9 protein-coding genes are annotated in these 12,858 nt (G+C 63.0%); 6 read left to right on the forward strand and 3 right to left on the reverse strand.

Translation table 11 applies throughout. The features are described 5' to 3' along the window. Window positions 1–564: 564 nt before the first annotated feature. The 5 genes from BVU17_08110 (at window position 565) to BVU17_08130 (ending at window position 8,787) form a co-directional block, all read left to right on the forward strand. Window positions 565–2,637, forward strand: coding sequence for a serine protein kinase PrkA (locus tag BVU17_08110; GenBank protein ID AUG47481.1), 2,073 nt, complete (start codon window positions 565–567; stop codon window positions 2,635–2,637). Then, complete coding sequence (locus tag BVU17_08115) at window positions 2,637–4,919, forward strand: kinase anchor protein (GenBank protein AUG47482.1); 2,283 nt, start codon at window positions 2,637–2,639, stop codon at window positions 4,917–4,919. The genes BVU17_08110 and BVU17_08115 overlap by 1 nt, the downstream gene beginning before the upstream one ends. Then, complete coding sequence (locus tag BVU17_08120) at window positions 4,910–6,226, forward strand: hypothetical protein (GenBank protein ID AUG47483.1); 1,317 nt, start codon at window positions 4,910–4,912, stop codon at window positions 6,224–6,226. The genes BVU17_08115 and BVU17_08120 overlap by 10 nt, the downstream gene beginning before the upstream one ends. Then, window positions 6,223–8,262 (forward strand): AbrB family transcriptional regulator, encoded by a 2,040-nt coding sequence (locus BVU17_08125; GenBank protein ID AUG47484.1) that lies wholly within the window; start codon window positions 6,223–6,225, stop codon window positions 8,260–8,262. Before BVU17_08120 ends, BVU17_08125 begins: the two co-directional genes overlap by 4 nt. 132 nt (window positions 8,263–8,394) lie before the next feature. Next, window positions 8,395–8,787 (forward strand): hypothetical protein, encoded by a 393-nt coding sequence (locus BVU17_08130; GenBank protein ID AUG47485.1) that lies wholly within the window; start codon window positions 8,395–8,397, stop codon window positions 8,785–8,787. Window positions 8,788–8,809: 22 nt separating this feature from the next. Here the strand turns inward: BVU17_08130 and BVU17_08135 are convergent, their stop codons facing one another. After that, on the reverse strand, window positions 8,810–10,792 hold the full coding sequence (locus BVU17_08135; GenBank protein ID AUG47486.1) for a long-chain fatty acid--CoA ligase: 1,983 nt from the start codon (window positions 10,790–10,792) through the stop codon (window positions 8,810–8,812). Window positions 10,793–10,955: 163 nt separating this feature from the next. On the opposite strand from BVU17_08135, the gene BVU17_08140 reads away from it, so the two are divergent. Next, entirely contained in the window at window positions 10,956–11,165 is a 210-nt protein-coding gene (locus tag BVU17_08140) for a hypothetical protein (protein AUG47487.1), read from the forward strand. Window positions 11,166–11,271: 106 nt separating this feature from the next. Here the strand turns inward: BVU17_08140 and BVU17_08145 are convergent, their stop codons facing one another. Both BVU17_08145 and BVU17_08150 read right to left on the reverse strand, forming a co-directional pair. Next, window positions 11,272–11,451, reverse strand: coding sequence for a hypothetical protein (locus tag BVU17_08145; protein ID AUG47488.1), 180 nt, complete (start codon window positions 11,449–11,451; stop codon window positions 11,272–11,274). Between the two features lie 139 nt (window positions 11,452–11,590). Beyond that, complete coding sequence (locus BVU17_08150) at window positions 11,591–12,772, reverse strand: glucose-1-phosphate thymidylyltransferase (GenBank protein AUG47489.1); 1,182 nt, start codon at window positions 12,770–12,772, stop codon at window positions 11,591–11,593. Window positions 12,773–12,858 lie beyond the last annotated feature (86 nt).

Below are 12,858 nucleotides of genomic sequence, written 5' to 3' on the forward strand. Positions count from 1 at the left end.
AGTTCGCCAGCTCTGGATACCGACAATCAGTGGCGCGGCGGAACGTCAAAGCGTCACGTTGCACTACTACGTGTCACGTTCTCAGCCGCCAATCAATCCGGCAACAGATTCACATCAATCCAGCGCTAAACACTGGCCGACACACCGAAGAGAACAGTTGACAACCGACACAGTATATAAACCAGCGAAAAAAATAATGAGATGTGCTAACATACGTGTGGCCCGCCATCCCCGAGTTCGGCCGACCAGCGCACCGAAATTTATCGGCGGTATGCCCACAAGAGGGCAAAGTTCTTATATGAACAGAACTCGTACGGTAAATAGTATCGGAAACAGTTCGACACTGATTCCCGTTACCAAACCAGGTCGGAACAGTCCCCGTGTTCCGCCCGGCAGGTCAGCCATGGAAGGGTACACGCGCCACCCTGCAGTGAAGGGGTATTCAGCGGCTGTATGCGGTCACATCTGTAGCGGGCAGCACCGAGGACGAGCGGACACACAGCCCAGAGGCCAGCCCGCAACGGCCGGCGGTCGCCTGCAGCCACGACGGATTACTGAGATAGCATGAGCAAGAACAAAGAGACACTTGAAGCGCTGAGCAAGGAGTACCGTGACACGATACCGGCGGACCTCCGGAAGACGAACACGTTCGACTGGTATCTGCAACAGTTGTACGACGAACCGAAGATCGCCCGCAACGCCCACCAGCGCGTGGCGGATATGTTCGACTACTACGGCAAGTCCTACGACGAGGAGGCCGGCGTGGTCGAGTACGAACTGGCGAGCGAGGACCCGCTGAACGACGGCGAGAACACCTTCTACGGCCGGGTCATCCACGAGGCGATCCACGAGTTCGTCAACAAGGTCAAATCCGGCGCTCGCGGGCTCGGCCCCGAGAAGCGCATCAAGCTACTGCTGGGGCCGGTCGGGTCGGGCAAGTCCGACTTCGACCGGCAGGTCCGGCGGTACTTCGAGGACTACACGAGCCGGGACGAGGGGCGGATGTACACGTTCCGATGGACGAACCTCTGTGACGTGATTCACGACCAGGACCCGGCCGACGACGTGGTCCGGTCGCCGATGAACCAGGACCCACTCGTGCTCCTTCCGCAGGCACAGCGGGACAAGGTCATCGAGGACATCAACGAGGACCTCGATGCGCCCTACACCATCCGGAACGAGCAGTCGCTGGACCCCGCCTCGGAGTTCTACATGGACCGCCTGCTGGCCGAATACGACGACGACCTCCAGGCTGTTCTCGAAAACCACATCGAAATCGTCCGCTTCGTCGCTGACGAGAACCAGCGGCGCGGTATCGAGACTTTCGAACCGAAAGACAAGAAAAATCAGGACGAGACGGAACTGACCGGCGACGTCAACTACTCGAAGATAGCCATCTACGGCGAGAGCGACCCGCGAGCGTTCGACTACTCCGGGGCGTTCTGTAACGCCAACCGCGGGATATTCTCCGGTGAGGAGCTGCTGAAGCTCCAGCGGGAGTTCCTCTATGACTTCCTCCATGCCAGTCAAGAACAGACAATCAAGCCCAAGAACAACCCCCGCATCGACATCGACCAGGTCATCGTCGGCCGGACGAACATGCCCGAGTACCGGGACAAGAAGGGCGATGAGAAGATGGAGGCGTTCAACGACCGGACCAAGCGCATCGACTTCCCCTACGTCCTCCAGTACGAGGCCGAGGCCCAGATTTACCAGAAGATGCTGCGCAACGCCGACCTGCCGGATATTCAGGTCGAGCCTCACACCCTGGAGATGGCGGGCCTGTTCGGCGTGCTGACCCGCATAGAGGAGCCGGACAACGAGTCCATCGACCTCATCCAGAAGGCGAAAGCCTACAACGGCGAAATCGACGAGGCCGACGACGTGGACGTGAAGAAACTCCGCGAGGAGGCCGAGAAGATGGCCGACATCGGCGAGGGGATGGACGGCGTCTCCCCGCGGTTCATCGGCGACGAGATCGCCGAGGCCATCATGGACTCGATGCACCGCAGCCGTGACTTCCTCTCGCCGCTGACGACGTTCAACCACCTCGAAGGCAACCTCGAAAACCACGGCTCCATCGACGAGGAGTCGTTCAGCAAGTACTACCGCTTCCTCGAACTCGTCCGCGAGGAGTACAAGGAGCGGGCCATCGAGGACGTGCGCCACGCGCTGGCCTACGACATGGACGAGATTCAGCGCCAGGGCGAGAAGTACATGGACCACGTCATGGCCTACATCGACGACGCGACCGTCGAGGACGAACTCACCGGCCGCGAGCAAGAGCCCGACGAGCAGTTCCTCCGGTCGGTCGAGGAGAAGCTCAATCTCCCCGAGGACCGCAAGGACGACTTCCGGCAGGAAGTGTCCAACTGGGTGTCCCGGCGCGCCCGCGAGGGTGACACGTTCAATCCGCAGGACAACGACCGCCTGCGCCGGGCGCTGGAACGCAAGCTCTGGGAGGACAAGAAGCACAACATCAACTTCTCGGCGCTTGTCTCCAGTTCGGAGATGGACGACGAGGAGCGCAACCAGTGGATCGACGCCCTCATCGAGCAGGGCTACTCCGAGGAGGGGGCCAAGGAAGTGCTCGAGTTCGCCGGTGCGGAGGTCGCCAAAAGCGAGATGGAAGAGTAATGACAGGCCAGGAGTACATCGACCGCGCGGACGAGTCTCTCGACGCCGCCTACGAGGCCCCGATGAGCCTCGCGGAGTACGTCGACACCGTCCTCGAAACGCCCCAGGTCGCGGCGCATGCCTCAAAGTACCTGCTCGACGCCATCGAGGACGCGGGGACCCGGATGGTCATCGAGGAAGGCGACGAGAAGGAGCGCTACCGCTTCTTCGACGACCCGTACAACGACGGCGAGCACGCCATCCTCGGCAACACTGAGGTGCTGAATGCCTTCGTCGACGACCTCCGCTCGATCGCCGCGGGTCGCGGGAAAGACGAGAAGATAATCTGGCTGGAGGGGCCGACGGCGACTGGCAAGTCCGAACTGAAGCGCTGTCTCATCAACGGCCTCCGGGAGTACTCGAAGACGCCCGAGGGCCGGCGCTACACCGTCGAGTGGAACGTCGCCGGGGCCGGCGGCAGCGCCACCAGCATGACCTACGGGAACGCGGCCATCGAAGACGAGGACGACTGGTACGAAAGCCCCGTCCAGGCCCACCCGCTGACGGTGTTCCCCGACGACGTGCGGGCGGACCTGCTCGCCGAGGTCAACGAGCGGCTGGACGACCACATCCCCATCCGCGTCGAGGGCCAACTGGACCCGTTCTCGCGGGAGGCCTACGACTTCCTCGAAGAGCAGTACCGCCGGCAGGGCGAGACGGACCTGTTCTCCGCGGTGACACAGCCTGCCCACCTCCGGGTGAAGAACTTCGTCGTGGACGTGGGCCGGGGCATCGGCATCCTCCACTCCGAGGACGAGGGCACGCCGAAGGAACGGCTCGTCGGCTCGTGGATGCACGGCATGCTCCGGGAACTGGACTCGCGGGGCCGGAAGAACCCGCAGGCGTTCAGCTACGACGGCGTCCTCTCTCAGGGCAACGGTCTGCTTACGGTCGTCGAGGACGCCGCCCAGCACGCCGACCTGCTCCAGAAGCTGCTGAACGTCCCCGACGAGAGCCACGTCAAACTCGACAAAGGCATCGGAATGGACGTGGACACCCAGCTGGTCATCATCTCGAACCCAGACCTCGAAGCCCAACTGAACAAGCACGCCGACCGCGAGGGCCAGGACCCGCTGAAGGCGCTGAAACGCCGGCTGGACAAACACGAGTTCACGTACCTGACGAACCTCTCGCTGGAGGCGCAGTTGCTCCGGCGCGAACTCACGAACGAGACGGCGGTCTGGGACCCCGAGTCCTGGGACGAACTGGAGACGTGGATTCAGGAGCCACTGACCATCTCGGTCAGAGACGAGGTGGCCTCGGCCACCGAGAAGGAGCTGGCTCCACACACCGTCGAGTCCGCCGCGCTGTACGCCGTCGTCTCGCGGCTCGACAGCGCCGAGATCCCCACCGGGCTGGACCTCGTGGACAAGGCCCTGCTGTTCGACCGCGGCTACCTGATGGAGGGCGACGAGCGCGTCGACATCGACGACTACGACCTGGAGACTACCGCCGAGGACGGCGACCACGGCATCCCGGTCACCTACGTCCGTGATATCATCGCCGACCTGCTCCACGAGCCACAGGACCGACATCACTCCGACCTTCCGGTCGAGCACGTGCTGATGCCACGGGACGTGCTCAACGCCGTCGCCGAGGGGCTCGAAGACGCCCCCGTGTTCTCGACCGGTGAGGCCACGGAGTACGAGGAACGCGTTGTGACTGTCAAGAACTACATCTTCGGCCAGCAGGAACAGGACGTACTCGACGCGATGATGCGGGACAAGCGCGTCGACGAGGCGACCGTCGAGGAGTACATCGAGCACGTCTACGCCTGGGAATCGGACGACCAGATAGAGAACGAGCGGGGCGAACTCGTCGACCCCGACCCCCTGAAGATGAAGGTGTTCGAAATCGAGCACCTGGGCCGGTTCGACGAGAAGAACTACGACGGCAACGAGCCCGACCACGCCGTCGAGCAGTTCCGCACCGACAAGATAATCACGGCGCTGAACCGCCACGCGTGGCAGCGCCGCGACGAGGAGTTCCGCGTCGGCGACGTCAACCCCAAGGAGATTCCGGTCATCAACACGGTCCTCGGGAGCTACGACTGGGACGATATCAAGCGGACCTACGAGGACTTCGAGCCCGGGCAGTGGGACAACCCGCCGTCCGGGACCGAGACGGCCCGCCTCAAGGCCAAGACGCTCTCGAACATGGTCGAGATGTTCGACTACACCGAGGCGTCGGCCGAACTGACGAGCAGGCACGTCATGAGCCAGGTGAGTTACAGATGGGACTGAAAGACGACCTCGAACGGTACCGCGACGTGGGCGAGGAGCGCCGTCAGGACCTCGCCGAGTTCATCCAGTACGGCGACCTCGGCCAGTCGCGGGGCGACTCCGTCCGCATCCCGATCAAGATTGTCGACCTGCCGGAGTTCGAGTACGACCAGCGCGATCAGGGCGGCGTCGGCCAGGGCGAGGGGGCCGAAGAGGGCGACCCGGTCGGCCAGCCACAGCCCCAGCCCGGCGACGGCGACGACGGGGAGGACGGCGACCCCGGCGAGGAAGGCGGCGAACACGAGTACTACGAGATGGACCCCGAGGAATTCGCCGAGGAACTCGATGAGCAACTCGGGCTCGACCTCGAACCCAAGGGCAAGAAGGTCATCGAGGAGAAGGAGGGCGACTTCACGGACATCACCCGGACCGGCCCCTCCTCGACGCTGGACTTCGAGCGACTGTTCAAGAAAGGACTCAAGCGCAAGCTCGCGATGGACTTCGACGAGGACTACGTCCGCGAGGCGCTGAAAGTCGACGGCTGGGGGCCGGCCACCGTCTACGAGTGGACCCGCGAGCAGAACATGCCCGTCTCGAAGGCGTGGATAGACGACGCCTACGAGGAACTGCCCGCCGACGAGCGGGCCGTCTGGGACTCCATCGAGGAGATGGAGGACAACGTCGAGCGCGTCGAGACCTCCCAGCGCATCCGCCGGGAGGGCGTCGACCAGATTCCATTCCGCCGCGAGGACGAACGCTACCGCTACCCCGAAATCGTCGAAGAGCGGGAGAAAAACGTCGTCGTCGTGAACATCCGGGACGTGTCGGGGTCGATGCGCCAGAAGAAACGCGAACTCGTCGAGCGGACGTTCACGCCGCTTGATTGGTATCTCACCGGTAAGTACGACAACGCCGAGTTCGTCTACATCGCCCACGACGCCGACGCCTGGGAGGTCGAACGCGAGGAGTTCTTCGGCATCCGCTCGGGCGGGGGCACGCGCATCTCCAGCGCGTACGAACTCGCCGCGGAGGTCCTCGAAGAGGAGTACCCCTGGAGCGAGTGGAACCGCTACGTGTTCGCGGCGGGCGACAGCGAGAACTCCTCGAACGACACCGAGGAGAAAGTCATCCCGCTGATGGAACAGATTCCGGCGAACCTCCACGCGTACGTGGAAACCCAGCCGAGCGGCAACGCCATCAACGCCACCCACGCCGAGGAGGTCGAACGCTCCTTCCGCGACGCCGACAACGTCGCGGTCGCGTACGTCTCCTCGCCGGAAGACGTGGTGGACGCCATCTACGACATACTCAGCACGGAGGACCAATGAACAACGACAGATTCGCGAAACAGCGCGTGGCCGACGACCTCGACGAGCCCGTCGAGGAGGCCGGCAATCTCGCCAGAAAGCTCGGCCTGAAGCCGTACCCGGTGAACTACTGGATCGTCGACTACGACGAGATGAACGAACTCATCGCCTACGGTGGGTTCCAGCAGCGATACCCCCATTGGCGGTGGGGAATGCAGTACGACCGCCAGCAAAAACAGGGCCAGTTCCTCGGCGGGAAGGCCTTCGAAATCGTCAACAACGACGACCCTGCTCACGCCTTCCTCCAGGAGTCGAACACCCTGGCCGACCAGAAGGCCGTCATCACCCACGTCGAGGCCCACGCGGACTTCTTCGCCAACAACGAGTGGTTCCGCATGTTCACCGACGGCTCCTCGCGGACGACGACCGATGCCTCCGGCGAGGACCGCCGCCGCGGCCCCGACGCCGCCGGAATGTTAGCCCGCCACGGCGACACCATCCAGGAGTACATGCAGGACCCCGACATCGAGCGGGCCGAGGTCGAGCGGTTCATCGACCACGTCCTCTGTCTGGAGGACAACATCGACCAGCACGTCCCCTACAGCCCCGTCGAGACGGTCCCCGAGGAGTTCGAGGACATCGAAGGGGCCGACGTGACCGACCAGCTGGATGACCTCGACCTCTCCGAGGAGGTCAAACGGCAGGTGTTCGACGAGGAGTGGCTGGACGCCCAGCGCGACGACGACGAGAACGTCACGTTCCCCGCCGAGCCCGAGAAGGACGTGCTCGGCTTCCTCCGGAAACACGGCATGCAGTACGACGAGGACGCCGAACGCGCCACGGAGATGGCGGACTGGCAGAAAGAACTGCTGGAGCTGCTCCGCCGCGAGGCCTACTACTTCGCCCCCCAGAAGATGACGAAGGTGATGAACGAGGGCTGGGCCTCCTACTGGGAATCCCTGATGATGACCGGCGAGCAGTTCGCCGGCGACGACGAGTTCATCCTCTACTCCGACCACATGTCGAAGGTGCTGGGCTCGGGGGGGCTGAACCCCTACAGCCTCGGCCTGGAGATCTGGGAGTACGTCGAGAACACGGAGAACCGCCGCGAGGTCATCGAGCGCCTACTCCGCGTCGAGGGCATCACCTGGCGGAACTTCGACGACAGCGTCGACTACGAGATGGTTCAGGACCACCTGGAGCCGCCCGAGTGGCTCACCGATGTCCCGGGCCACCTCGACGACCTCGACCCCGAGGACCCGCGGGTCGACGCAGACGGGCTGGCGGCGGCCCGCGACGGCGCGTTCGATGTCGAACAGTACCCTTGGAAGGTGCTGACTTACGAGGGGCTGGCCCAGCGCCACTACTCGCTGGTCAAGCCCCAGTACCGCGGGTTCGTCTCCCGGGTCGGCCAGGAGGAACTGGAGCGGACCGCCCGCTACATGTTCGACGACTCGCGCTACGACAGCGTCACGGACGCACTCGAGGACGTGGACTACACCCGCGGCTGGGAACGAATGCGAGAGATTCGGGAGAGCCACAACGACGTGACTTTCCTCGACGAGTTCCTCACCCAGGAGTTCGTCGACGACAACGACTACTTCACCTACGAGTACACCCACGCCTCCGGCGACTACCGGGTGACCTCGACAGACCACGAGGACGTCAAGAAGAAGCTGATGTTGCAGTTCACCAACTTCGGCAAGCCCACAGTCGTCGTCGAGGATGGCAACTACCAGAACCGTAACGAACTGCTACTGGCTCACCGGTACAACGGCGTGATGCTCGACATCGGGCAGGCCAAGGAGGTCCTGAAGCGCACCTTCGAACTCTGGGGCCGCCCGGTGAACCTCCTGACGATCGTCAAGGAGTTCGACGACCATGACGTGGAGGTCGCCAAACGGCGCGACCGCGAGCCCGAGCCCGAGGAGGTCGGCAAGCGCATCCGATACGACGGCGACGAGGTCACCGTCACCGACGTGGACTGGGCCGAGGTCGAACACCTCACGGCGACCGACATCGACTACAACACCAAGCCCGACGAATGGCTGGCCTGAGTGCTGTGGGGCACTCTCGGCGCAGGCGGAGAACCGCCCTACGACACTGACAGGCAGTTTCTCGTTACAGCCACCCAAATCATAGATAATAAATGTCCTATCTTCACATAGGTCCGGGGAGTGGCATTCGATATGAGCGCGACTCGGTTCACTGTCAAAAGCGATGCACACACCGATGTAGTGGATATTACCGAGCAAGTCCGGGAGGTAATCCCCGCAGACGCAGAGGGAACCTGTACCGTGTTCGTCCGCCACACCACGGCGGGCATCACAGTCAACGAGGCCGAGCCGCGGTTGCTGGGAGACCTCAGCGACGCACTCGGTGACCTCGTCCCGGACAGCGGGTGGGCCCACGACGAACTGGACGGCAACGCGGATTCACACGTCCGGGCGATGTTCGTCGGGCCAAGCGAGACGATTCCCGTCCGCGACGGGGACCTCGATATGGGGACGTGGCAGTCCGTGCTGTTCGTTGACTGTGACGGGCCGCGCGAACGAGCGGTTGACGTGGTCGTTACCGACTGAATCGGAGTGCAGGTGATCCCGGTCAGGCCGCTTCGACCTGCTGCTCGCCGTATATCTCGGCGATTTTTTCACGGTACGCGCTGCGGATGTTGCGGCGCTTCTTTTTCATGGACGGCGTAAGCAAGTCGTTCTCCGCGGTCCACTCCCGGGAGACAAGCGCAAAGGACTTGATACGCTCGACGCGTTCGAGTTCCTCGTTGACCGCGTCGACGGCGGTCTGGACCCACGCGTGGACGCGTTCATCATCGACCAGTGCTTCGGGATCGGCGGGAAGGTCGACGCCCTCGCTGTCGGCCCACCGGCGGAGTTCCTCGAAGTTCGGAACGATTATCGCGCCGACGAACTTCTGGTCGTCGCCGACGACCATGACCTGGTCGACTCGGTCGCTCGTCGCGAACTGGTCTTCGATGGGCTGTGGCGCGACGTTCTTTCCGGTCGAGAGGACGAGCAGTTCCTTGAGGCGGTCGTGGTAGATGAGGAAGTCGTCGTCGGTCCGCTCGACGATGTCGCCGGTTCGGAACCACTGGGTGCCGTCGATCTCCGTGAAGGCCCGCGTCGTCGCATCGGGCGCGTTCCAGTACCCCTGCGTGACGTTCGGGCCGTCGACGAGCAGTTCGCCCACGTCGCCAGTGACGTCATCGAATTCGCTGGCGTCGACGACACCGGTGTCGATGTGAATGTCGACAGCAGGTAGCGGGGCTCCCAGCGTTCCGGGACGGATATCTTCTGGCGGATTCACCGTCAAAACCGGCGACGTTTCCGTAAGCCCGTATCCTTCGAGAATCGTCAGCCCCATGCCGAGGAACGTCTCACAGAGCGTTTTCGAAAGACTGCCGCCGCCGCTGACCATGAACTCGATGTTCCCGCCAAGCCGTTCTTTGACGGTGCTGTAGACGAGGCGGTCTGCGAGCGAGTGTTTCGCTGTGAGTATCGGTCCAGGGTCGTCGGTTCGGGCGTAGTCGCGGGCTACGTCCATCGCCCAGTCGAAAATCCGCTTTTTGAGCGGGGACTCGCTGGCCTGCGTTCGCATGTTGTCGAAAATACGCTCGTAGACTCTGGGGACACTCAATCCGGTCATCGGTTGGACGGTCTGGAGGTCGTCGGCCAGCGTATCCGGGCTTTCGGCGTAGCTCACAGCCGCGCCGGAGGCGTACATGAAGAAATGACCCGCGAGGCGCTCGAATACGTGTGCCAGCGGGAGGAACGCTATCGAACGCGTCTCGGCGGTAACGGTCGGCAGGTCCGACGACTTGTCCGGTCGTGGCCCGATTCGCCTGCGCGTCTGGTTGACGTTCGACCGGAAGTTGCGGTGAGTGAGCCGGACCCCTTTCGGTTGGCCTGTCGTTCCGGAGGTGTAGATGAGGCTCGCAAGGTCGTCGGGGTCGCGCTCGTCAAGCCAGGACTGGTACGCCGACTCGCTGAACGTCTCCTCGCCGCGCTTGTACACTGTATCGAGTGTGTACACGTCTTCGCGGTCCACATCGATATCGTCCATGACGACGATGAACGAGAGCGAGAGAGCGTCCTCGACAGCAAGAACGCGGTCCAGCATCGCAGCGTTCTCCACGACGACAGCGCTCGCCTCCGGGTCCGACAGTAGATACTGGACCTGGTTCGGTGAGGAATCCGTATACACTGTCGTCACCACCCCGCCCGCAGAGAGAACGGCAAAGTCGCTCAGCGCCCACTCCATCCGCGTGTTGGCCAGAATACCGACGCGGGCGTCCGGGCCGACACCGAGGTCACGGAACCCTGCGGCCAGGTATTTGACCAGGTGATGCATCCGCTCGTAGCTGATCTCGGCGTAGTCGCCGTCGGGAGCCGCCGGTATCACGTCGCCAGTCAGTGACCGGTCGTAGACACCACCCTTGTACAGTTGGGCGGTCGTGTCAGCGTTCCGGGCCGCGCTTGCGGCAAACATTTCGCCCAGCGTGTCGTCGCCGATGACTTCGTCAGTATACGCTTCCTCGGCCTGACGCCAGTCAGAGTGATTGCCTGCGGTCATGTCATACCGCAGTGTTCACTAGGCCATCCCAAATATGTGCAGGGTGTTAACACTCAATTGGTTTGTCGGAGTTGATTCCGTCAACGGTTTTAGACGAGGAGGCGACGAGTGAGGGGCAAGGTGTCGCACCAAGATTTTATCGCGGCCACAGCATAATTGACCTATGGTCATCTCGACGGAACCAGCCTGGGGTGAAGCCGTGGAGCAGTTCGTCAAAGAGCACAAGAGCGCGATCGTGTACGCCGATATCGAGCAAGAGACAGTCCTGCACGAGGGAGCGGTTCGCGTCCTCGCAAACGGCTGGGTCGAACTACCAACGGGGCGACTCCTCTCGCCAGACGCTGTCCACCACATCGATACGCAGAGCGGCTGAAAGGAACTGAGTAAGGTGTTGTTGGCGAGGGAAGTCCACAGACCTATCGCGCGAGCGAACTCATCGATTGGTGGTCACTGCCCAGAAGACAGCTAGAGCAGACGCCTTATTGCCACTCTAGCCGGCAGTCCTCGTTGCAAAAGTGGGCGGTTTCGACGCCGCCGTCCTCTATCCATGTGATGACGCGGTGAGTCACTTCGTTGGCGATAGCGTCACCGCAGGTAGCACACTCCGGTGCCTCGTCCTCGTCGATATCTTCGTGGTGATCTGATGTCGGGTCGACCATCTTATTTGAGAGTGTCTTTCACGCCACTTAATCTCACATACTTACACTGAACATCACGAACATACACGAATGTCGAACCGGTAACAGAAGGCTAGCGACACGTAGTTACCGCAGACAGACGCTCGATAGAAGATGCCCGCTATCGGTCCCGGGTAACGGACTCTCCGGGGGTCGTCGTCGCGCCCGTCGAAAGGACGACACCGGCGTTCAGACTGGTGTTGATGGCCGTCTTCGCACCGTCGCCCGCGACGACACCGAACTTCCGTCGGCCCGTCGAGACGCGGTCGCCCTTCACCGTCATCTGGACCGGGTCGCCGTCGTGGCGGAGGTTCGCCACCTGCGTTCCCGCGCCGAAGTTGACCTCGCGACCGATGACGCTGTCACCCACATAGGAGACGTGGGGAACGTTCGAGTCCGCCATCAGAACGGTGTTCTTGAGCTCGACGCCGTGGCCGACGTGGGTATCCTCCCCCAGAAGGGTCGCCCCACGGACGTATGCGTTCGGACCGACGTGTGCGCCCGAGCGGACCAGCGCCGGTCCCTCGATGACGACGCCGGGTTCGATGACCGCGCCGGTCTCGACGACGACTTCGCCGCGCAGGTCAGCATCGCCACGCACCTCTCCGTCGAGTCGCCGGTCCAGTTGCCCCAGTTTCCACTCGTTGGCCTCCAGTAGCTCCCAGGGCCGGCCCACGTCCAGCCAGCGGTCGACTTCGACGGCAGTGACCGTCGACTCCTCAATGACTCTCGCAAGGACATCTGTGATTTCGCGCTCCCCGCGGTCGCTGAGCGGCACGTCCAGCCAGTCCCGCGCTTGCGCCGGGAAGACGTACGCTCCGGCGTTCGCCAGGTCCGTCGGTGGGTCGTCGGGCTTCTCGACAATGCCGGTGACAGTGTCACCATCGGCCGACAGCACGCCGTAGCTCGTCGGATCGTCGACGCGGTACGCGGCGACCGACGGTGCGGCGTCAAAGAGGGCGTTCAGGCTCTCGGCGTCGTAGAGGTTGTCGCCGTTGAGAACTGCAAAGGGGCCGTCGAGGTGGGCCTTCGCGGCGGCCACTGCGTCGGCGGTCCCCAGTTGCTCCTCCTGAACGGCAAAGCTGACCGGGACGCCGCTGTACTCGTCGCCGAAGTACGAGCGGACCGCCTCGGCCTCGTAGCCGACGACGAAGATGAGTTCATCGGCCCCCGCCTGGATTGCCATGTCGGCGGTGTGTGCCACCAGCGGCCGGTCCGCGACCGGGAGCATCGGCTTCGGTGTGTGGTCTGTCAACGGCCGCATACGCGTCCCCTGGCCTGCCGCGAGTACGACTGCTTGCATGGTCGGTCCGTTGCTCGGGCCCGAAAAATACCTACCGCTGTTGACTCGTTCGGGAGGCGGATTATCGAGAAGTCACGCTGATTCGG

Origin of the sequence: Haloarcula taiwanensis (genome assembly GCA_002844335.1) — an archaeon.
Taxonomy (GTDB): domain Archaea; phylum Halobacteriota; class Halobacteria; order Halobacteriales; family Haloarculaceae; genus Haloarcula; species Haloarcula taiwanensis.

What these genes read in the sequence shown, in the direction of transcription:
- BVU17_08140 (AUG47487.1), top strand. Translation starts at nt 10,956, where the DNA reads ATGGTCATCTCGACGGAACCAGCCTGGGGTGAAGCCGTGGAGCAGTTC.
- BVU17_08135 (AUG47486.1), bottom strand. Translation starts at nt 10,792, where the DNA reads ATGACCGCAGGCAATCACTCTGACTGGCGTCAGGCCGAGGAAGCGTAT.
- BVU17_08145 (AUG47488.1), bottom strand. Translation starts at nt 11,451, where the DNA reads ATGGTCGACCCGACATCAGATCACCACGAAGATATCGACGAGGACGAG.
- BVU17_08130 (AUG47485.1), top strand. Translation starts at nt 8,395, where the DNA reads ATGAGCGCGACTCGGTTCACTGTCAAAAGCGATGCACACACCGATGTA.
- BVU17_08110 (AUG47481.1), top strand. Translation starts at nt 565, where the DNA reads ATGAGCAAGAACAAAGAGACACTTGAAGCGCTGAGCAAGGAGTACCGT.
- BVU17_08150 (AUG47489.1), bottom strand. Translation starts at nt 12,772, where the DNA reads ATGCAAGCAGTCGTACTCGCGGCAGGCCAGGGGACGCGTATGCGGCCG.
- BVU17_08120 (AUG47483.1), top strand. Translation starts at nt 4,910, where the DNA reads ATGGGACTGAAAGACGACCTCGAACGGTACCGCGACGTGGGCGAGGAG.
- BVU17_08125 (AUG47484.1), top strand. Translation starts at nt 6,223, where the DNA reads ATGAACAACGACAGATTCGCGAAACAGCGCGTGGCCGACGACCTCGAC.
- BVU17_08115 (AUG47482.1), top strand. Translation starts at nt 2,637, where the DNA reads ATGACAGGCCAGGAGTACATCGACCGCGCGGACGAGTCTCTCGACGCC.